Source organism: uncultured Alistipes sp. (genome assembly GCF_902388705.1).
Taxonomy (GTDB): Bacteria; Bacteroidota; Bacteroidia; order Bacteroidales; family Rikenellaceae; genus Alistipes.
The window spans coordinates 93,969-114,514 of the sequence record NZ_CABMQJ010000004.1 but is presented as its reverse complement, the minus strand read 5'-3'; the positions used below and the strand labels follow the sequence as shown (position 1 = coordinate 114,514).

At 59.5% G+C, this 20,546-nt stretch carries 13 protein-coding genes; 5 read left to right on the top strand and 8 right to left on the bottom strand.

What is annotated here, in order from left to right:
• Nucleotides 1-26 precede the first annotated feature (26 nt).
• The 5 genes from QZT71_RS02635 (at nucleotide 27) to QZT71_RS02615 (ending at nucleotide 10,662) form a co-directional block, all read left to right on the top strand.
• The gene (locus tag QZT71_RS02635) at nucleotides 27-1,856 is read left to right on the top strand and encodes an ABC transporter ATP-binding protein (RefSeq protein WP_295912064.1); all 1,830 of its coding nucleotides are present in this window, start codon (nucleotides 27-29) and stop codon (nucleotides 1,854-1,856) included.
• Between the two features lie 269 nt (nucleotides 1,857-2,125).
• The gene (locus QZT71_RS02630; protein WP_295912062.1) at nucleotides 2,126-4,393 is read left to right on the top strand and encodes an ATP-binding protein; all 2,268 of its coding nucleotides are present in this window, start codon (nucleotides 2,126-2,128) and stop codon (nucleotides 4,391-4,393) included.
• A 161-nt stretch (nucleotides 4,394-4,554) separates the two neighbouring features.
• On the top strand, nucleotides 4,555-7,956 hold the full coding sequence (gene ileS, locus QZT71_RS02625) for an isoleucine--tRNA ligase (RefSeq protein WP_295912059.1): 3,402 nt from the start codon (nucleotides 4,555-4,557) through the stop codon (nucleotides 7,954-7,956).
• 170 nt (nucleotides 7,957-8,126) lie between these two features.
• Nucleotides 8,127-8,507 carry a TraR/DksA C4-type zinc finger protein gene (locus tag QZT71_RS02620; RefSeq protein WP_009598700.1) on the top strand — a complete coding sequence of 127 codons (381 nt, stop codon included), beginning with the start codon at nucleotides 8,127-8,129 and terminating at the stop codon, nucleotides 8,505-8,507.
• A gap of 271 nt (nucleotides 8,508-8,778) precedes the next feature.
• Nucleotides 8,779-10,662: a hypothetical protein gene (locus tag QZT71_RS02615; protein ID WP_295912049.1), complete on the top strand. Its 1,884-nt coding sequence runs from the start codon at nucleotides 8,779-8,781 to the stop codon at nucleotides 10,660-10,662.
• Nucleotides 10,663-10,955: 293 nt separating this feature from the next.
• Here the strand turns inward: QZT71_RS02615 and QZT71_RS02610 are convergent, their stop codons facing one another.
• The 8 genes from QZT71_RS02610 to QZT71_RS02575 all read right to left on the bottom strand — a co-directional run bounded on the left by QZT71_RS02610 (nucleotide 10,956) and on the right by QZT71_RS02575 (nucleotide 20,480).
• Nucleotides 10,956-12,389 carry a WG repeat-containing protein gene (locus QZT71_RS02610; RefSeq protein WP_295912047.1) on the bottom strand — a complete coding sequence of 478 codons (1,434 nt, stop codon included), beginning with the start codon at nucleotides 12,387-12,389 and terminating at the stop codon, nucleotides 10,956-10,958.
• 221 nt (nucleotides 12,390-12,610) lie between these two features.
• Nucleotides 12,611-14,893: a M56 family metallopeptidase gene (locus QZT71_RS02605; protein ID WP_295912045.1), complete on the bottom strand. Its 2,283-nt coding sequence runs from the start codon at nucleotides 14,891-14,893 to the stop codon at nucleotides 12,611-12,613.
• A gap of 2 nt (nucleotides 14,894-14,895) precedes the next feature.
• The gene (locus QZT71_RS02600) at nucleotides 14,896-15,261 is read right to left on the bottom strand and encodes a BlaI/MecI/CopY family transcriptional regulator (RefSeq protein ID WP_295912042.1); all 366 of its coding nucleotides are present in this window, start codon (nucleotides 15,259-15,261) and stop codon (nucleotides 14,896-14,898) included.
• Between the two features lie 433 nt (nucleotides 15,262-15,694).
• Nucleotides 15,695-15,886 (bottom strand): 30S ribosomal protein S21, encoded by a 192-nt coding sequence (gene rpsU, locus QZT71_RS02595; protein WP_010263190.1) that lies wholly within the window; start codon nucleotides 15,884-15,886, stop codon nucleotides 15,695-15,697.
• Nucleotides 15,887-15,981: 95 nt separating this feature from the next.
• Nucleotides 15,982-17,037: a helix-hairpin-helix domain-containing protein gene (locus tag QZT71_RS02590; protein WP_295912034.1), complete on the bottom strand. Its 1,056-nt coding sequence runs from the start codon at nucleotides 17,035-17,037 to the stop codon at nucleotides 15,982-15,984.
• 42 nt (nucleotides 17,038-17,079) lie between these two features.
• Nucleotides 17,080-18,873: a menaquinone biosynthesis decarboxylase gene (locus QZT71_RS02585; RefSeq protein WP_295912032.1), complete on the bottom strand. Its 1,794-nt coding sequence runs from the start codon at nucleotides 18,871-18,873 to the stop codon at nucleotides 17,080-17,082.
• Complete coding sequence (locus QZT71_RS02580) at nucleotides 18,854-19,669, bottom strand: N-acetylmuramic acid 6-phosphate etherase (protein ID WP_295912030.1); 816 nt, start codon at nucleotides 19,667-19,669, stop codon at nucleotides 18,854-18,856. Before QZT71_RS02580 ends, QZT71_RS02585 begins: the two co-directional genes overlap by 20 nt.
• Entirely contained in the window at nucleotides 19,659-20,480 is an 822-nt protein-coding gene (locus tag QZT71_RS02575) for an ATPase (RefSeq protein WP_295912029.1), read from the bottom strand. The genes QZT71_RS02580 and QZT71_RS02575 overlap by 11 nt, the downstream gene beginning before the upstream one ends.
• Between the last annotated feature and the right edge of the window lie 66 nt (nucleotides 20,481-20,546).

The following is a 20,546-nucleotide window of genomic DNA, read 5'->3' as shown; positions in this document are numbered from 1 at the left end:
CATAACCTGCAAATAATCCGCCCGTAATGTTCAAAACATACATGAGGCTCCTGGGTTTCGCCCGGCCTATCCGCAAATACGCCGTCCCTTACTTCTTCTACTCGCTGCTGTACGCACTGTTCAACTCGCTCACGTTCCTGCTGATCATGCCGATCCTCAAAACGATGTTCGACGCGGACTACACGTTCGTCTATGTGGAGAAGCTGCCCCCGCTGGCATTCAACCAGGAGTACCTGACGGCCCTGTTCAACTTCACCTATTCGCACCTGTTCAACGAATACAACCCCGAAAACGTACTGCTCCTGCTGGCCGTGGTAACCGTTTTCGTGAGCCTGTTGAGCAACCTGTTCCGCTACCTGGGTTCGTGGACGGTGGAAAACATGCGCACCCGCACGCTGCAACGCATGCGTGACGAAATGTTCTCGAAAGTGGTGGACATGCATGTCGGCTATTTCAGCGACCAGCGCAAGGGCGACATCATCTCGAAAATCACCTCCGACGTAGGCGTCGTGCAGTTCTGCATCACCAATACGCTGCAGGTGGCCTTCCGCGAACCGTTCCTGATTATCGGCTACACCGTCATGATGGTGGCCATTTCGTGGGAGCTGGCCGTCTTCTCGGTGCTGTTCCTGCCCGTGGTGGCACTAATCATCGGCAGCATCGTCAAGCGCCTGCGCCACCCGGCCCGCACGAGCCAGAAACGCATGGGCGAACTGGTTTCGACGCTCGACGAATCGCTTTCGGGCGTCAAGGTCATCAAGAGTTACAACGCAACCGGCTATATCAAACAGAAATTCTACGACCTGAACGCCGACCTGGCCCGGCTGACCCTCTCGATGGCCCGCCGCCAGCAGCTGGCGTCACCGATGAGCGAATTTCTCGGCATTTCGGCCGTCGGCGTGATCCTCGTATTCGGCGGGTCGCTCGTATTCAAGGGCTCGTTGAGTCCCGAAGGATTCATCGCTTTCGTGGCGATGTTCTCGCAAATCACACGCCCCGTGCGCACGTTCATCGACCAGTTCGCCAACATCAACCAGGGTATCGCCGCCGGGGAGCGTATCTTCACGATTATCGACGCACGGAGCGAAATCCAGGACAAACCCGGCGCACAGGAGCTCACCGGGCTGAAAGACAAAATCGAATTCCGCGACATCCATTTCTCCTACGACGGCAGCCGGGAGGTAATCGACGGTATTTCGTTCGACATCCGTCGCGGGCAAACCGTGGCGCTGGTAGGCCCCTCGGGCGGCGGAAAATCGACATTGAGCGAACTCATACCGCGTTTTTACGACGTTACGGCAGGCGACATCCTAATCGACGGCGTTTCGATCCGCGACTACAAACAGGACAGCCTGCGCGCCCACATGAGCGTCGTAGGACAGGACACCGTGCTTTTCAACGACACCATCGAGGGCAACATCGCCATGGGCAAGGCGGGAGCCTCGCACGAGGAGATTGTCGAAGCGGCGAAAATCGCCAACGCCGACTGTTTCATCACCGAGGCGCCCGAAGGTTACCAGACCAATATCGGCGACCGGGGCGTGAAACTCTCGGGCGGCCAGCGCCAGCGGCTGTCGATTGCCCGTGCCGTGCTGAAAAACCCCGACATCCTGATTCTCGACGAGGCGACTTCGGCGCTCGACACGGAGAGTGAAAAACTCGTGCAGGACGCCCTCAACAAACTGCTCGAGGGACGCACGTCGGTAGTCATCGCCCACCGCCTGTCGACGATCCACAACGCCGACAAAATCATCGTCGTCGACCACGGGCGCATCGCCGAACAGGGCACCCACAACGAATTAATAGCAAAGAACGGCATCTACGCCAAACTGATTGAAATGCAGTCATTCGAATAAGACACATGGATTGCAGCCATGAAAAGCGGGCAACAAGAGGTACATGCGGGCGCACGACTCGCCCGAAAGGAAACGGTGCTGACGGCCGTCAGTAACCTTGACACATGTTCCCCGAACCGCTCCCAATACCGCGATTGCAGCAACACCCGGTGCGCCACGCACATCCGTGGCGCGATCATTGGAGCCCGGAGAGTCGCCGGACGGGACGCTCCCGCAGATTTCGCAGCGCCAGGCAACCCTGTCCGCATCATTCAATAAATCCCGAAGCCATGTTTACCCCCAACGCTCCCGATTTCCCCTCTTTGATGCTGATGCTCGACGCCGCCCAAATGGGCTGGTGGAAAGCGAGTTTCCGGACCGAAGAGCTCTATGTATCCGATTACATAGTCAGGCTGCTCGGGCTGGAAGGCGACAGAATTCCCATCGGCCGGCTGACAGCACTGATCCGGGAAGATTACCGGACGCTGATACACAGCGAATTCATGGCCCTGAAGGTCGGGGACAAATTCGACAGGACGTTTCCCGTCGAACTCCCCGACGGCGAAGTGTGGCTCCATGCGCAGCTCGTCGGCAGGCAGGCCGACCCGGAAACGGGCACGCACCTGTTCGGCTACATCCAGCGCGTCCCCGTCCGCAACAGGGGCGAAGCCGAAATACTGACGCTCGAGAGCAACTACCACGCCGTGCTGAAAGAGAACAAGCACATGGACAGCCTGCTCGACCACCTGCCAATCGGCTACTTCCGCATCCGGTTGCTATACGACAGCCAGGGAAACGCCATCGATTACATGTTTCTTTCGATTAACCGTGCGGCACTGCAAATCGTGGGGATAAACGCGGAAAACTACATCGACAAAACGGCGCACGAGGCCGGCGTACCGGTCGACAGCCACATCGACATGCTCGCGCATATCCGCCTGGGCGACTACAGGACGAGCGAATGGTTCGCGAGAAACACGAACCGCTACTGCCGGAGCTTCCTGTACAACACGCCCAACGACGAAACGGAAATCGTAATCCTGATTCTCGACATCACCGATGCGGTCACGGCGCACACGGCGCTCGACGAGCAGGAAAAACTGCTGCGCAACATCGTCCAGAATGCCCCGGTCGGCATCGAGATTTACAACCGCCAGGGACAGCTCATCGACATCAACGTCCGCGACCTGGAGATGTTCGGCGTAAGGCATCCCGAAAAGATACACGGGTTGAGCATCTTCGACAACCCCAACTTCCCGGAGGAAATCAAGGCCGCCGTACGCGAGGGCAGGGGCGCGGATTTCACCTCCTGCTACGACTTCTCCAAAGTAGGCGGTTATTACGAGAGCAGCCGGCCGGGGAGTTTCGACTGGACGGCCCGCATCCGCTGCCTCTACAACGACCGGGGCGAGGTGACCCACTACCTGCTCATCAACATCGACAACACGGAGCTCAAGCAGGCCCAGAGCCGGCTTTCGGAGTTCGAGGCGCTGTTCCACCTGATTTCAGAATACGCGCAGGTGGGATATGCCAACTACAACCTCTGCACCGCGGAGGGATATGCACAGAAAGTCTGGCTGCGCAACTACGGGGAGCCGGAAACGTCCACAATCGGCAACACCATCGGCCATTACGACCACCTGCATCCCGACGACCGGCAGGTGCTGCTGGAAAGCCTCGCACGTTTCAGGTCGGGGGAAATCAGTTCGAAAACCGCAATCTGCCGCACCCTGCACGGCGACGGAAGCGTCAAGTGGGTCAAAACCCACCTTATATGCCGCGACTACCGCCCGCAGGAGGGGGTTATCGACATGCTCGGAATCAACTACGACATCACGGCCCTGAAAGAGACCGAACAGGAGCTGACCGCCGCCAAAGAGCGCGCCGAGGAGGCCAACAAGCTCAAAACGGCATTCCTGGCCAACATGAGCCACGAAATACGCACGCCGCTGAACGCCATCGTGGGGTTCTCGGAACTGCTGGCCACGGAGGAGGATCCTGCACAGCGCAAGGAGTTCGCCGGCCTCATTTCGCTCAACAACGGGCTGCTGCTGCAAATCATCTCCGACGTGCTCGACCTCTCGCGCATCGAATCGGGACGGCTCGACATCGTCCGCACGCAGTTCGACGCCCGGGAGCTCTGCCGCGAAGTGGCCGAAACATTCCGCCTGCAAGCTTCGGACAAGGTCGCAGTGCGCACGGCCGACGGACTGCCCTCCCTGCGCATCTGCGAATACAAGCAGGGATTGCAGCAAATCCTCGGAAACTTCATGCGCAACGCTGTGAAATTCACCTCCGAGGGGACGATAACCGTCGGATTCGCACAGCTTCCCGGCTGGCTGCGCTTTTACGTCTGCGACACGGGAATCGGCATCCCGGAGGAGAAGACGGAACACATCTTCGAGCGGTTCTACAAAGTGGATACGTTCACCCAGGGAACGGGGCTCGGCCTGCCGATATGCAAAAGCATCGCGGAGCGGATGGGAGGCCGTGTCGGCGTCGATTCGACCGTCGGCAAGGGGTCGTGCTTCCGGGTCGAAATCCCGGCTTCGGAATAACGCGCGTCCGTTCGGCGCACAATAAACGGAACAGACGAATTTTGCGCGCTTTTCAAATCTTTTTTATATCTTTGCTGCTTGTCGGAAAACGCGTGGCCTTTCCGGCATTTCAGGCCTCTGTGCCGACGCATAACCCGAACGAATAAAATATACACAATACCATGAAATTCAAAGAGTATAAAGGCCTCGACCTGGCGCAAACGGCTGCCGACGTGCTCGGCGAGTGGGACACCAACGACACATTCCACAAAAGCATCACCACGCGTGAGGGACATCCCGCGTTCGTGTTCTACGAAGGGCCCCCGTCGGCCAACGGCATGCCGGGAATCCACCACGTCATGGCCCGTACGATCAAGGACGTATTCTGCCGCTACAAGACGCAGCAGGGGTATCTCGTACACCGCAAAGCCGGTTGGGACACGCACGGACTTCCCGTGGAGCTGGGCGTAGAGAAGAAACTCGGCATCACCAAAGAGGACATCGGCAAGACGATTTCAATCGAAGAGTACAACCGCACCTGCCGCGAAGCCGTCATGGAATTCACCGGCGCGTGGGAAGACCTGACGCGCAAGATGGGCTACTGGGTCAACATGGACGACCCGTACATCACCTACGACAACAAGTATATCGAAACCCTGTGGTGGCTGCTCAAACAGCTTTTCGACAAGGGGCTGCTCTATAAGGGCTACACCATCCAGCCCTACTCGCCGGCGGCGGGCACCGGCCTCTCGACCCACGAACTGAACCAGCCGGGCTGCTACCGCGACGTGAAAGACACGACCTGCACGGCGCAGTTCAAGGTCGTGCGCGACGAAAAGAGCGAGAAGCTCTTCGGCGACGTCGAGGGAACGCTCTACTTCCTGGCATGGACGACAACGCCGTGGACGCTGCCGTCGAACACGGCGCTGGCCGTAGGCCCCTCGATCGAATACGTGAAGGTCAAGTGCCGCAACCCCTACACCGACCAGCCGCAGACGGTCATCCTCGCACGCGACCTCGTACCCGCCTACTTCACCAAGAAAATGGAGGGCACGTACGAATTGACGGGCGAAAGCTGGAAAGGCCCCGAACTGGAGGGCATCCGCTACGAGCAGCTAATCCCGTGGGTCAAACCGATGGGCGATGCGTTCCGCGTCATCATCGGCGACTACGTGACCACCTCCGACGGTACGGGTATCGTGCACATCGCCCCGACGTTCGGCGCCGACGACGACCGCGTGGGACGCGCTGCGGGCATCGCACCGCTGTTCATGGTCGACAAGGCCGGCAAGAACCAGCCGATGGTCGACAAACAGGGCAAGTTCTTCCTCGTGGAGGAACTCGATCCGGAATTCGTAAAGAACAACATCGACATCGAAAAATACAAGGAGTACGCAGGCCGCTACGTCAAGAACGCCTACGACCCGAATATCGCCTGCGACGCCGAAACAACGCTCGACATCGACATCGCGGTGATGCTCAAGGCCGAAAACAAGGCTTTCAAGATTGAAAAGCACACCCACTCCTACCCCCACTGCTGGCGTACCGACAAGCCGGTGCTCTACTACCCGCTCGACTCGTGGTTCATCCGCACCACGGCGCTGCGCGAGCGGATGATCGAACTGAACCGGACAATCCGCTGGAAACCCGAATCGACCGGATCGGGCCGCTTCGGCAAGTGGCTCGAGGGGCTGGTGGACTGGAACCTTTCGCGTTCGCGCTTCTGGGGAACGCCCCTGCCGGTATGGGCCACGGAGGATTACTCGGAAGTGAAGTGCATCGGTTCCATCGAAGAGCTGATGGCGGAAATCGAGAAATCGATCGCCGCGGGCTTCATGCAGGAAAACCCCTACAAGAACTTCAAGGTGGGCGACATGTCGAAAGAAAACTATTCGACCGGGAACATCGACCTGCACCGCCCCTATGTGGACAAAATCGTACTCGTATCGTCGAAAGGCGAGCCGATGAAGCGCGAGAGCGACCTGATCGACGTGTGGTTCGACTCGGGCGCCATGCCCTATGCGCAGCTGCACTATCCGTTCGAGAACGGCGGCGACTACTTCAAGTCGGTCTATCCGGCGGACTTCATCGCCGAGGGCGTCGACCAGACGCGCGGCTGGTTCTTCACGCTGCACGCCATCGCTTCGATGCTCTTCGACTCGGTCGCTTTCAAGAACATCATTTCGAACGGGCTGGTGCTCGACAAGAACGGCAACAAAATGTCGAAACGACTGGGCAACGGCGTCGATCCGTTCGAAGTGCTCGCGACCTACGGCGCCGACGCCACGCGCTGGTACATGATCTCCAACTCGCAGCCCTGGGACAACCTCAAGTTCGACAAGGATGGCGTGGACGAAGTGCGCCGCAAGTTCTTCGGCACGCTCTACAACACCTATTCGTTCTTCGCGCTCTACGCCAACGTCGATGGGTTCACGGGCAAGGAGCCGGAAGTTCCCGTCGAGAAACGGCCGGAAATCGACCGCTGGATTATCTCGCTGCTCAATACGCTGGTCAAGGACGTAACGCGCTCGCTCGAAGAGTACGACCCGACCCCCGCGGCACGCGCCATCCAGGAGTTCGTGGGCGAAAACCTCTCGAACTGGTACGTGCGCCTGAACCGCAAACGTTTCTGGGGCGGCGGCATGAGCGAGGACAAGTTAGCGGCATACCAGACGTTATACACCTGCCTGGAAACCGTGTCGATGCTCTCGGCGCCGTTCGCACCGTTCATCTCGGATCGCATCTTCCGCGATTTGAACGCCGTAACCGGCCGCCATACGGACGAGTCGGTACACCTCTCGACATTCCCGAAGGCCGACGAAAAACGAATCGACGCCGGCCTGGAGGAGATGATGTCGCTGGCACAGCGCGTTTCGTCGATGGTGCTGGCCCTGCGCCGCAAAGTATCCATCAAGGTGCGCCAGCCGCTCACCAAGATACTCATCCCGGTACTCGACCCGGCCACGGCCGCGCATATTGCGGCCGTGAAGAACCTCATCCTGAACGAGGTGAACGTCAAGGAAATCGAACTGATCGAAAAGACCACGGGCATCATCACCAAGCGCATCAAGCCCAACTTCAAGACCCTGGGCCCGCGCTACGGCAAATACATGAAGCAAATCGCCGCCATGACCGCGGAGTTCTCGCAGGAGCGCATCGCCCAAATCGAAGCCGCGCCGGAAACCGTGCTCGACCTCGGAGCCGAACGAATCACCGTGACTCCCGCAGACTTCGAAATCACCTCGGAGGACATGCCGGGCTGGCTGGTAGCATCGGAGGGCAAACTTACCGTGGCGCTGGACATTACGGTAACGGACGAGCTCCGCGCGGAGGGTGTGGCACGCGAGTTGATAAACCGCATCCAGAATATCCGCAAGGATTCGGGATTCGAGGTGACGGACAAAATCCGCGTCGAAATCGAGCAGAAAGAGCTCGTGGCCGACGCCGTCGCCAAATACGCAGGTTACATCGCATCGCAGACGCTGGCCGTGGAGGTCAGGGCTGCGGCACAGCCCGCAGGCGGTGTGGTCGTCGACTCGGAAGTCGACGACGAGCCGGTGCGGATCGCCGTAACACGCATCTGACGCCCTTACGCCTGCCGCGGAAAGTCCGTCCCGGAGTGCCGGAAACAGTGGAGAGGAGCATGTGGAGAAAGACGCACGGACACAGTCCGGACGATATTGTATATAACGATGTAAAATTTGGTATTCTCGGAAATATTATTTAATTTTACATAAAACCAATTAAGACGACTATGGCAGACGAAAGAACCAGATATAGCGACGCCGAACTCGAGGAGTTCAAGCAGCTTATCCTGAAAAAGCTGGAAAACGCGCGCGCGGACTACGAGCTGCTGCGCGCCACGATCACCCACACGGCAGACAACGATACGGAGGATACGTCCCCGACGTTCAAGGTTCTCGAAGAGGGTGCGGCAACGCTTTCGAAAGAGGAGAGCGGACGCTTGGCGGCCCATCAGATGAAGTTCATACGCAACCTGGAAATGGCCCTCGTGCGTATCGAAAATAAAACCTACGGCATCTGTAAAACCACAGGCAAGCTGATTCCCAAGGAGCGCCTGATGAAAGTTCCGCACGCCACCGAGTGCATCGAGGCCAAAGAGGGTCGCAGATAGCGCCGCAGAAGCAGCGGGATCCGCAGCAAGCCGTAACGAAATGGCAAAAACGCAGCAGGAGAGCCCCGGCAGAGGAACCTACGGGTGCCGGCCTCTCCCGGAAACCGGGAAAATGCATCACAGCGGCTCGAAAAATTTCCGCACGACACGGCTGCAGAACCTCCACAATGTGTGTAATTTGTAAAAAAGACGACCTCTGCGGGTCGTCTTTTTCGCGTCTCCAGCCGCAGCAGCGTACGTTTTGCCGAAAAAATACGTTATCTTTGAGAATATGTTTCGACGGATCTGTATACTCCTCGTGCTGATTCTCCTCGCCGCCATGAACGTTTGTTCCGCCCGAACGGTCGGCCCCGGCATGCATTATCCCGACAAGCATTCCCCGGGACGGTATTCCCCCGACGGGCCCAACATATCCTCCCACGACGGCTTCAGGCCCGACAGCCTGAATACGGCGACTTCGGAGCGCAACCAACGGCTCTACGACAGCATCCAGTCCAAGACCAACCGGCGCGCCGTACCGCGCATGCTGTACAGAATGCTTTTCGTAAAACCTGTCCTCGACACCACCCTCAACGGCCGCGTATTGGACGAAAGCCGCCTCATGGAGCCCTACGCTGGCAAAACCGTGGGCGAAATCACCATCGAGCGGCAGTTGCCGTTCGATACAGACGGCAACTGGCTCGAACGCTCGGGTAACAAGATGCACATGTTAACCCGCGAACGGGTCGTACGCCGCGACCTGCTCTTCAAACCGGGCGACAAGTTCGATCCGCAGCTGGCCGTACGCAACAAACAACTGCTGCGTTCGCGCCCCTACATCTCCGACACCGAATTCGTCATCGTGCCCGATACACTCGACACCACGCGCATAAACCTCGTCATCCGCACGCGCGACAGCTGGACGATCAGCGTCGATGCGGGTATCCACAGCCAGGGGCGCACCATGGCCGGGCTCTCCGACGCCAATATCTTCGGCACGGGAAACACCCTGAAATTCAAGACCAACTTCAGCCGAAAGGATTTCTCCTACGGCGGCAACATCGTCGAATACTCCATCCCCAATGTTCTGGGAACCTTCTATACGGCGGACTTCTCGGCCGGCCGCGATTTCTACAACTCGGAACTCAACCTCGGGCTGCGCAAGGAATTCATCCGTCCGACGGACTACGAAATCGGTCTTACGTACAGCGACATCAAGTCCAAACGCTACATGATAGACCTCGACACCTCGCTGTTGGTGAAAGTCCGCAACCTCGACGCATGGGGCGGACGCTCGCGCTACATCCGTTCCATCAACTCGAGCGTCTATTTCACGGGCCGCTACAGCTACGCCCGGTTCAGCCGGCGCCCCGCCGTTACGCCCACCTACAACCCGGCGCTGCACGACTACGACGCCATGCTCTTCGGAGCGGGCCTCTACCGCGAGAAATTCTTCACGGCGAACATGATTTACGGGTTCGGTACGAAAGAGTACCTCGCAACGGGCTACAAGGCGGAGCTGGTCAGCGGCTATTCGTGGGGCGAGTTCAACGACGAGATGTACCTCGGCATGTCCTACCAGACCGGCGGATTCCGGGGCCTGGGCTACATCATGGGCGGCATTACGCTGGGAAGCTACATCGACCTCGACAACGGCAAGTGGAACCACAGTGCCGTGGACGTCGACCTGAAATGGTTCTCGAACCTCTTCCTGCTGCGGCGCAGCCGCATCCGCCAGTTCCTGGCTTTCAACTACACACAGGGATGGAACCGCGGCTTCGGCAGCGACGAGATGATACGCTTCACCCGGGAAAACGGGTTGCAGGCGCTCAAAGAGCACGTCACCGGCACCAACCGCATGCTCCTCAATACGGAAACGGTCATCTTCACGCCCTACCAGCCCCTCGGGTTCCGAATCGCCTTTTTCGGCTTCGCCGACTTCGGGCTAATCGGCTACTCGGCCAATATTTTCCAAAACGATTTTTTCACCTCGTTCGGTGTGGGCATACGCCTCCGGAACGAACGGCTGGTATTCAACACGGTGCAGATTCGCCTGGGAGTCGCGTTCGGCAAACGGGGGCTTGTCGAAAGCGAATATTTCCGGCTGTCGAACTCGACCCGCATCGAACAGTACCGCTACCGCCCGACACGCCCCGAAATCGTGGGATTCAAATAGGCGTCCCCACAGAGGAAGCGGACGCAACCGTCGAAAAAACGGTACCGCCAAACACAGGAAACCACCGAAAATGCAAACAGCAGAAACGGGAGCAGCAAAAGCCGGAAAACAACGAAGACAGGAAAAGCGGAAAACGGAACCGGCCGGAACGGGAGCGGCAAGGGACGGGAGCGGCAAGGGACGGGAAGCACCGAAGATACGACCGGCAGAGCGGAAGCGGCGCAAACGCCGAAACCGGGGAGATGCGAAAGATGCAGGGTGCATGAAAAACGGAGGCATTCGGCCTCCGTTTTTCATGCACCCTCGTCGTTTACGATCCGGCCCTTGTCGTCGATTATCAGCACCCGGTCGTACTGCTTGACCCGTGCCCTGAAATCATGGAAATCCTCCGCCTCCTGGTATTTGCAGGGCACGACCTCCTCGCCCTTGCGGTCGATGTAGCCGTACCCGAGTCCCTTGACGAAAACACGGGCCAGGCCGCAGCTGAACGGATAGGCCTCGTGGTACTTGAACGGCACGACCAGCTGGCCGTTCGTCGCGATATATCCCCACCGGGCGTCGTAGAAATCCTCGGAATCGATGCCGAAGCGCATGACGGCGGCCCGCATCTCGCTGAACTCGGCGGCATCGTCCCATTTGGCGGGAAGCACTTCCCGCCCCTCGGTATCGATATAGCCGCAGCGGGGTTCCATGCCCTGGAAATTCATGCCGTAAAGGTCGGTGTTGAAAGGCGCCAGGCCGTCGTTGAACTTGCCGATGCGCTTATAGCGGAACGAGCTGATTTCAGAGCCGTTGCGGTCTACCAGCCCGAAGTTGACATTGTTGTAGCTGACCACCGCCACACCGTTCGAAAAAGGCCGGGCGACCGCAAAGCGCGGCGATATGGCCACGTTGCCCTTCACGTCGACATAGCCGTAGTTGCCGAACTGTTCGAGCCTGAACGCCGCAAGCCCCTCGCCGGGAGCGGCGAGGTCGTAATAGCGGCAGGGGATGGTTTCGCGCCCCAGCGTGTCGATAAGGCCCCACTGCCCGCCGTAGGGTTCGTCGCGCAGCGCCATGCTGCCCCCGTAATTCGTACGGGCATAGCCGTCCTTGAACTCGGAGATATAGCTGAAGAAACAAGGCAGGGCCTCGCGTCCGTCACTGTCGAGGAAGCCGTGCTTGCCCTCGTTCGTCACGGGAATCAACCCGTAGGCATTCGGTTCGCCGATCCGGTCGTAGGCACACGGTACGGCGACTTCGCCCGTTTCGCGCAGGCAGCCCCACTTGCCGTCGCGCCGCACACGCATCCAGCCGCGCTGGTCGGGTTCGCCGATCTCGGTATAGAGGCAAGGAATGACGACCTTTCCCGTATTGTCGATACGGCCCCAGCGTTCGCCGCCGGCCTGCACCCACGCCATGCCGCCGTCGAATTCCCCGGCCACGGTATACTGCGGCGCAACGACCGTCCGGCCTGCGGTGTCGATATACCCCCACAGCCCCTCGATCTCCTGCACGGCAGCCAGGCCGTCGGAGAATTTCCCGGCGCCGGCATAGCGGCACTCGACGGCAAGCCGTCCCGCACCGTCGACATACCCCCAGCGGCCCACGCCTTCGTTGATGTCGAGCACCGCGGCGCGGTTGTCGCTCACGGGCCCCACCTCGGCATATTTGGACGTGCGCTGCTCGAATGTCCGGCCGCATGCAGCAAGCATGACAACTGACAGAAATAATAGCTGGCGTTTCATAACCTCTGTTTTGTGTTTCTCGTGCAAAGATAACTTTTTCAGATAAAAATTCTGCAACATTCGCGCCTGCATTGCGGGCATAATAAAAAACCCGGGGCGGCAGAACCGTCCCGGGCGCGAACTTTTTATGCTTATGGTTGGTTTTCTTTTCAACGAAAGGCGGTTGCGGCATAACGTGTCCGCCGCCCGCCGCCGGGAACATCCGGGCCGGAATTCCCGGGTTAGCGGCGCGTGGTAATCCGTACCACGCCCTCGACGTCTGCACCGTATTGCTTGCAGTTCTCCCTGCCGCGCAGCAACTCCATGCGTTTGATTTTCTTGGGTGCAATCCGGCGCACGTCCGCTTTGGAGGCTTTTTCGCCGTTGATGAAAATCAGGTAGTCGTCCGGTATCTCCAACGAATTATGCAGGGTAACCTGCCCCGAGAAAGTGGTTTTTCCCGTTTTGGTCATCGAATGATCCACGCGTGTAGTTCCCAGGCCGGTCGTCACGTGCCAATCCTGCGACTTCTTTGCATCGGGGCCCGACTCCTCTCCGGCAGTGCGGGATTGGGACATTCCGTCGTTCCCCTGCGTCCCGTTCCAAGCGTCGCCAGCGGTATGGATGTGCACGGCCTCCAACTGTTCCCGCGCGGCGGCGAGCTCCGCGGCGGAAGTCCTGCGTGCCGTCGCCAGTTCTTTCTGCGCTTTATCCAGCTCGGCCTGCGCCTGTTTCCACTCTTTCCCGGGCATGTATTTACGGGCCATTTCCAGCCCTGCACGGGCGGCCTTGAGTCCCTCTTCCGCGGCCTGCAGGCTGGCCTCGGTCACGGATGCCGTTCTTTCGCCGGCGTCTGCGCCGACGGACGTCACCGTTACCGACGCGGCTCGCCGGCCCTTCGCAGCGGCTCCGGCCTTTTTGGTCGTAATTTCAATCACACCGTCGAACCCGCGGCCGGCATACTTCTCCGCGGCGGATGCCCCCTTAAGCACCCGGATGGACGCAATCCGGTCGGGATCCAGATCACCGTCGCCCGGCGCGGCGATTTCCTTGCCGTCGACAATCCAAAGGATATTCGCCGCTTCATCCCCGCCGGCAGCAGAACGGGATGTCGTAACCGACCGTATTTTATAACGGGTCGTATCATTGGCCGGAAAAGCGGAATCCGTCAAGGTAATCGACACCCTGTCCCCGTCGCTGTCGAGCGTGTAACGCCGCGTATCGTCGCTTCGGGTTTCACTCCCCGAAGTTCCGGGCAGTTCGGCCACGTTCCGGACAACGGTTTCCCCGGCAGGGTCTTCCGCCTCCCGGGCCCGGGTCGAAAAGCCGACAACCCGGACGTCGGACATCTTTCCGGCGCCCCGCACCACGACCCGGATCGACTCCCCGTCGACAGCGGTCTGCCCGTCGGCATCGGCCTGCGCGTCGGCATCTGCCTGCGCGTCTTTCGTGGACACGAGAATCACACCGTTGACACCCCGCGTACCGTAAATCGCTGTCGCAGAGGCGTCTTTCAACACACTCACCGAGGCAATCCGTTCGTTGTCGAGCGAGTCGAGCGAAGCGATTTCCCGACCGTCGACCAGAATCAGCGGTTTATTATCGGAAATCTCCACGGAAGATTTTGTGATGGTAATTCTATTTTTCGTACCTTTGTCTTCCGGAAAGACATAGGCGGTGCGGGCGAACGCCCCGAGGGCGATTCCCGTGAGGGGCAGCAAGAGAAGCGTTTTAGCTCCGGCCCACCGCGACGATTTTTTACGTAACATCATGGTAATACGGTTTTTAAGTTTACTATGATTAAAGCTGTTGGCAATCGAGTACCACCTCCCGCCGGCAGCTTTCCTTATTAATAACAACTGATAGTGCTTTGCATCGACGCCGCTCGCAAGCACCGCTTCGTCGGCTTCGTATTCGTGGATGGCCCGCAGTTCACGGCGCAGCAGCCACATCGCAGGATTGAACCACTGCAGGCAGCCGGCAATGTCAATCACAAGTAAATCGAGCGAATGCCGCAGCCTCAGGTGGGCTCTCTCGTGCCGGATGATCGCCTCGCCGTTTTCCGCCAGGTCTTTTTCCGAAAGGACGATATAACGCCACCAGCTGAAAGGCGTAACGGGCCGGTCGGTGCGCACCAGTACCGAACCTGCGTCCAGCCGCTCGCGGCGGCCCCGGCGAATCATGCGTCCCACACCGATTACCGAACAGAGCGTCCACAGGAGCGTCGCACCGGCGCCGGTCAGGAAGGCCACGGCAACTACCTTATCCCACGGAAAGGGATCGGGCTGCGGTCGGGCCGGAGTTTCGTACATCACCGGAGATACAGGCTGTTCGGGCAACACAGGCAGTTCGCGGTAGATTGTAATGACGCACAGGGGCAGCACGAACGACAGCACCATGACGGCGAGCAGCACGACGCGGTTCAGGCGGTGAAAAGTTTCACGGCTCAACAGCAACTTGAAAAACAAGTAGAAAACCGCCAGGCAGGCCCCGACTTTCAGGCTGTATATCATCAGGCCGTACATGGCTAACGGCGGTTTTGATGCTCGATACGGTCGATCAGCTCCCGCAGCTCGCCGACCGAAATTTTCTCCTCCTCGACCAGCGCCGACACGGCGCCGAGGTAGGAATTTTCGAAATATTTGCTGATTACACCGCCCAGCGTACGGCGCGAGAACTCCTCCTCGGTCACCACCGGATAGTACTGGTAGGTGCTGCCGAACGTATTGTGGGCTACGTACCCTTTGGCTTCGAGCGCACGTACCATCGTCGAAAGCGTGTTGAAATGGGGTTTGGGCTCCCCGGCAAGCGCCACCAGTTCGCGCACGAACAACGGGCCGTGTTCCCAGAAGCAGCGCATCAGCTCCTCTTCCCTGCGTGTCAGTTTTTCCATCGTATCGTTTTTTCACGCCGCAACGACAATTCGCCGCGGCTTACGGAAACAAAGGTAACTAAAAAAATTTCACACACAACTATTTCATGTAGTTTTTTAACTATATTTTTTAGTTATCACAATACTACCTATGTATAAAATGGGGAAAACAGCCGCAGGAATATGCAACAACCGTTTTCGGGGGGGGGTAAATGGACAGGCGGACAAACGGGCGAATGCGAAAGCATGGGGATAAGGACGAATGCTGTTTGCAAAGCAACTGACTGTGCGGCAGCAGACTATATGGATGCAGGGGACAACTGCGGGAGGTATGACTGCGGGCTGCATAACCGCGGGGACGGCGGTGCGGACGAACAAGAATAGCCGGCAGAAAGGCAAAAAAAGCCCCGGAACTTTTGCAGTTCCGGGGTATATGGGCTGAACGCCGTGAGGATTATTCCTCGTCGCGGTACATATGTTCCACGTAAACAGCGTGCTGCATCGCCTCGCGCTTCGCAATCGAAGGTTTGGTGAAGTACTGGCGACGGCGAAGCTCCTTCAGGACGCCCGTGCGCTCGTATTTACGTTTGAACTTTTTCAGGGCGCGCTCGATGTTTTCGCCCTCTTTTACCGGCATGATAATCATAATATTTTCTTTTTTTATTGTTTTAATAATTCGTTCGTTTACTTAAGGTTTTCGGGGCGCATATCTTCCGATAGCCCTCCCCGCAGGACATGCGTTTACTCGTCGTCAGATCCGCTTCGGGTACCGAACCGCAGGTAGGGAGCCAGCCGTGCTGCCTCCTCGCGGGTCAATATTTTATCTTCGATCAATTCCTCTGCGGTACTCCAACCTCCTTTCAACTGTCTTTTTTTAAGTAACTTCCGAAGCGTCTGCGGCGGGATGTAAGGATGCCGTCCAAGTGCTTTCGGGGTTGCAAAGTTAACATCAATTTTCCGAATTTCACAACTATCGCAGCAAATTTGTTTCAAAATTTTCTCATAATTGCGTTCCGTGACCCCCGGAACCTCTGCAAGTTGCTCCACGCAAACGAATCCGCCGAGGCGGCCGCGGTAATTCAGAATCGAAACGACGGTGCGCTCCCCGATTCCGACGACGCTGCGCAGCGCGGCCGAATCGGCCGTGTTAATCTCTACGGGTTCGTCGATCGGTGCGGTCTGCCGCTCGGGAAAAATAATGTAGGGCTCGAGTGCCGCGGCCACCGAATCGCTCACGACATAACAGGCGCGCAGCTCCTCCATATCGTAAATGCCGCTCAAATCGCGCCAGCGAATAAAAGCCTCGGCCTGCCGTTTCGACAGTGCGCCGATAGCACGCAGGTAGCGGGCGCTCACGGTATCGAGGCGGAAACGCGAGGGCGGCATCGGCTCGGCGACGACACGCCCCCTGCGAAACTCCTGCGGGGCAATAGCATATTTGCGCCCGATACGCACATAAGGCTCGAGCCGGCGGAAGAGCGAATCGTCGATGCCGTAGCAGAGGGTCAGGTCTTCGGGGATGCGGAAAATCTTGCCCGCGGCGCGGTACTTCAGCAGGCTCACGGCCTCGTGCTTCGACAGCCCCAGCCGCCGCAGTCCGTCGTAGTCGACGGTATTGGGATCGAACGGCCGCATGACGAGCGTATCCGCCCGCTCCTCCATTTCGGCCTCGGCCCGCAGGGCAGCCGCAGGATCGGCTTTCGGCCGCACGAGGACGACACCGAGCACCAACAGTCCGGCCAGCGGCAGGAAAACCGCAATGGCACGAATCTCACGCTCTGAAAAGAATTTCGCCATACACAGAAGTTGTTTACACATCTATCGGACCAGCCGCCCGCACTACCACTGCGCCCCGCCGGAGAGCAGCAGGCGGCGGTAGCGCCGCGACGGCGATTCCACGAACGCCCCCAGCCCGTATTCCGCCCAGCGGCAATCGACCAGTGCGACGGTCTGCTCCGATGCCGTAACGACATTCGGGAAACGGGCGGGGTTCTCCCCCGCTCCGGGACGTTTGCTCCGGGCGTCGATTACGAGCGCCGTGCCCTCCGCCCGCACATCGCGCCGCGGGTCGGTATTGGCAGCCGCAAGCCACAAAAGCTCCCGGGCAGTAAGTTCGGCAGCGGCGGAATCGAACACCGCAAGGTATTTCACGCCCCCGGGCACCCGCACACACGCCCCGGGCTCGGCAAACGCGAGCGCAACGCCCCACTTTTCGAGCAGGTCGGTGCGAAATCCCTCCGGCAAGGCCGGGATGTCCGGCACCGGAGCACCGGGATCGACGGCCGTAGCGTCCAATGCAATTTTACCGCCGAAACCGGGCGTCGCCGTCGCGTGGTCGAGCACGTCGAGGATTCCCTCGCTGCGGACAACGTCACGCACCGGGTCGAGGCGCCGTACGAATCGCGCCAGCGCATCGGCATCGCGCACATCGGTACCGGACGGCACGACGAGCATGTATTTGTTGAACATCATCTGCCCCGCACCCCACAGCGACTGGGCCACTTTCACGGCCTGCCCCCCGTAACGGCGGTCAATCGAAACGACAGCGATATTGTGCGCCGTACCGGCCTCGGGCATCGACAGGTCGCGGACTTCGGGCTGCAGGGCCATGCGTATCGGCGCCAGGAAGATGCGCTCCGTCGCCCGGGCGATACAGGCGTCCTCCTGCGGGGGAATGCCGACGATTGTGGCCGGATAAACCGCATCCCGGCGATGCGTGACGGCTGTAACGTGGAAAAGCGGATAGCGGTCTTCGAGCGAATAGAAACCCGTATGGTCGCCGAAAGGCCCTTCGACGCCCTTCGCCTCGGCCGGGTCGACATACCCCTCGATTACGAAGTCGCAGTCGGCCGGGACATAGATGTCGTTGGTAATGCATTTTACGAGTTTCACCGGACGGCGCCGCAGAAAACCGGCCAGCAGGTACTCGTCCATGTTGTCGGGCATCGGGGCCGTTGCGGCATAGGTGTAGGCGGGATCGCCGCCCAAGGCGATTGAAACGGGCATCCGCCGTCCCAGGCGCTTGCAGGCATCGTAATGCCGGGCGCCCGTCTTATGGATATGCCAGTGCATGCCCGTCGTACGGTCGTCGAAGAGCTGCATGCGGTACATGCCGACATTGCGCACGCCCGTTTCGGGGTCGACGGTATTGACCATCGGCAGGGTCACGAAACGGCCGCCGTCGGCAGGCCAGCATTTCAGGACCGGAAGCGCGGCCAGCGACGCTTCGCCGCCGGTATGCACGACCTGCTGGCATGCGCCCCGGCCCGAGGCGGTACGCGGAAACCAGCGGGCCATTTCGGCCAGCATGGGCAGGGCGCGCAGCTTGTCCGTCAGGGAAGTGCGCGGAGCGGCGGCCTCTTTCAGCAGGCCGTCGATACGGGCGGAGAGTTCACCGAGCGACCCGACGCCCAAGGCCAGCGCCATGCGGCGCTCCGAGCCGAACATATTGGTCAGCACGGGGAACTCCGTGCCGGTATTTTCGAAAAGGAGGGCTTTGCCGCCGCCCGGCATTTTGGAGATGCGGTCGGTAATCTCCGCAATCTCCTCGACGGGCGACACGGGGGCGCCGATGCGCACCAACTCCCCCTCGTGCTCCAGCAGGGCGATATACTCATTCAGGCTGCGGTACATGTTCCAGTGCCTTTTTCACCGAACCGTATCGCAGCAGCAATTCGCGGGACTCTTTTTCGGGCAGGCCCGAAGCCTCGGCCACCATGCGGGTGCCGCGGTCCACGAGTTTGTCGTTGGTAAGCTGCATGTTGACCATGCGGTTGCCCTCGACACGTCCCAGCCGAATCATCACGGACGTAGAGAGCATATTGAGCATCAGCTTCTGCGCCGTACCCGCTTTCATGCGGGTCGATCCCGTCACGAACTCGGGCCCCACGACCGCTTCGAGCGCATACTCCGCCTCGGCAGCCACGGGCGACGCGGGATTGCACGTGACGGCGCCCGTCAACAGGCCGTGCTGCCGCGCCGTGCGCAGGCCGCCGATCACATAAGGCGTCGTACCCGACGCCGCAATGCCGATCAGCACGTCTTTATCGGTCGGGCCGTAAGGCGCCATGTCGCGCCAGGCACCCTCGGTATCGTCCTCGGCGTTCTCCACGGCGCGCCGCAGGGCTCCGTCGCCGCCCGCAATCAGGCCGATGACCAAATCGAACGGCACGCCGTAGGTCGGAGGAAGCTCCGAAGCGTCCGTCACACCGAGCCGGCCGCTGGTGCCGGCGCCGATGTAAAACATCCGCCCGCCGCGCTCCATGCGCTCCACGATGCGCTCCACAAGTTTTTCCATCACGGGAATGGTCTGCCGCACGGCTTCATGCACCCGCGCATCCTCCCGGTTTATTCCAGTCAGGATGTCGTGTACCGACATCCGCTGCAAATCATCATAGGCCGAGGCCTGTTCCGTAATTCTATTTTCCATAATGATATTCGATAAGTCCCGCCGCAGGCGATGCGACGATTTGTCCGACCTGGTAACCGCATTGTGCGAGGGCCGCGCGCAGCAGGTCGGCAAAACCAGCAGCCACACCGCCGACGCAGCCGACGGGAAGATGTGCCGGATAGCGGCTCAAATTGCGCTCGGCAAAATCCGCAAAGGTTTTCAGCACCATCGCCCGCACCTCGGGACAATCCAGATGCGCATGGACGAAAGGTGCGAACGACGCCAGGAAACGGTTGGCATACGGCTCGCTGTAAACCCGGCGGATAATCTCCTCGTAGGTCAGGCCGTGCGCCGCCAGAAACGCTTCGCGCAGGGGAATGTGCCCCTTGAAAATGCCGTTCACGAGGTTGCGGCCCATCGCCGATCCGCTGCCCTCGTCGCCCAGGACGTATCCCAGCGGAGGCACGTTCTCGACAATCTCCCCGCCGCGGCACCAGCACGAATTGGAACCCGTGCCGAGGATACAGGCGACACCCTCGCCGCGGCCGAACAGGGCCCGGGCAGCACCCAGCAAATCCGATTCGGCCTCGATATGATCCGCGCCGAAATGTTCGCGCAGCGCCCGCACCATTTTGGCCGTCGCCTCGGGGAACGTGCGGCCGCATCCCGCGCCGTAAAAATAGATAGCCTCCGGTTTTTCACAGGGAGGAAGTTCGGCGAGCGCTTCGCGTATCAGCTCCGGGGAGTTCTGCACGGCATTGATACCCCGCGTACGCAGCTCCGTCGTATGCACGCCGTCGGTCATCAACCAGGTACATTTGGTCGATCCGCTGTCTGCAATGATTTTCATACGGACAAAGATAAAAAAAATAATCCGGGTATGAAAACCCGGACTATTCCCTTAAATACTATATAT

Bases quoted from the DNA above. Each gene is read 5' to 3' on its own strand.
- QZT71_RS02635 (WP_295912064.1), top strand. From the start codon at position 27: ATGTTCAAAACATACATGAGGCTCCTGGGTTTCGCCCGGCCTATCCGC.
- QZT71_RS02630 (WP_295912062.1), top strand. From the start codon at position 2,126: ATGTTTACCCCCAACGCTCCCGATTTCCCCTCTTTGATGCTGATGCTC.
- ileS (WP_295912059.1), top strand. From the start codon at position 4,555: ATGAAATTCAAAGAGTATAAAGGCCTCGACCTGGCGCAAACGGCTGCC.
- QZT71_RS02620 (WP_009598700.1), top strand. From the start codon at position 8,127: ATGGCAGACGAAAGAACCAGATATAGCGACGCCGAACTCGAGGAGTTC.
- QZT71_RS02615 (WP_295912049.1), top strand. From the start codon at position 8,779: ATGTTTCGACGGATCTGTATACTCCTCGTGCTGATTCTCCTCGCCGCC.
- QZT71_RS02610 (WP_295912047.1), bottom strand. From the start codon at position 12,389: ATGAAACGCCAGCTATTATTTCTGTCAGTTGTCATGCTTGCTGCATGC.
- QZT71_RS02605 (WP_295912045.1), bottom strand. From the start codon at position 14,893: ATGTACGGCCTGATGATATACAGCCTGAAAGTCGGGGCCTGCCTGGCG.
- QZT71_RS02600 (WP_295912042.1), bottom strand. From the start codon at position 15,261: ATGGAAAAACTGACACGCAGGGAAGAGGAGCTGATGCGCTGCTTCTGG.
- rpsU (WP_010263190.1), bottom strand. From the start codon at position 15,886: ATGATTATCATGCCGGTAAAAGAGGGCGAAAACATCGAGCGCGCCCTG.
- QZT71_RS02590 (WP_295912034.1), bottom strand. From the start codon at position 17,037: ATGGCGAAATTCTTTTCAGAGCGTGAGATTCGTGCCATTGCGGTTTTC.
- QZT71_RS02585 (WP_295912032.1), bottom strand. From the start codon at position 18,873: ATGTACCGCAGCCTGAATGAGTATATCGCCCTGCTGGAGCACGAGGGG.
- QZT71_RS02580 (WP_295912030.1), bottom strand. From the start codon at position 19,669: ATGGAAAATAGAATTACGGAACAGGCCTCGGCCTATGATGATTTGCAG.
- QZT71_RS02575 (WP_295912029.1), bottom strand. From the start codon at position 20,480: ATGAAAATCATTGCAGACAGCGGATCGACCAAATGTACCTGGTTGATG.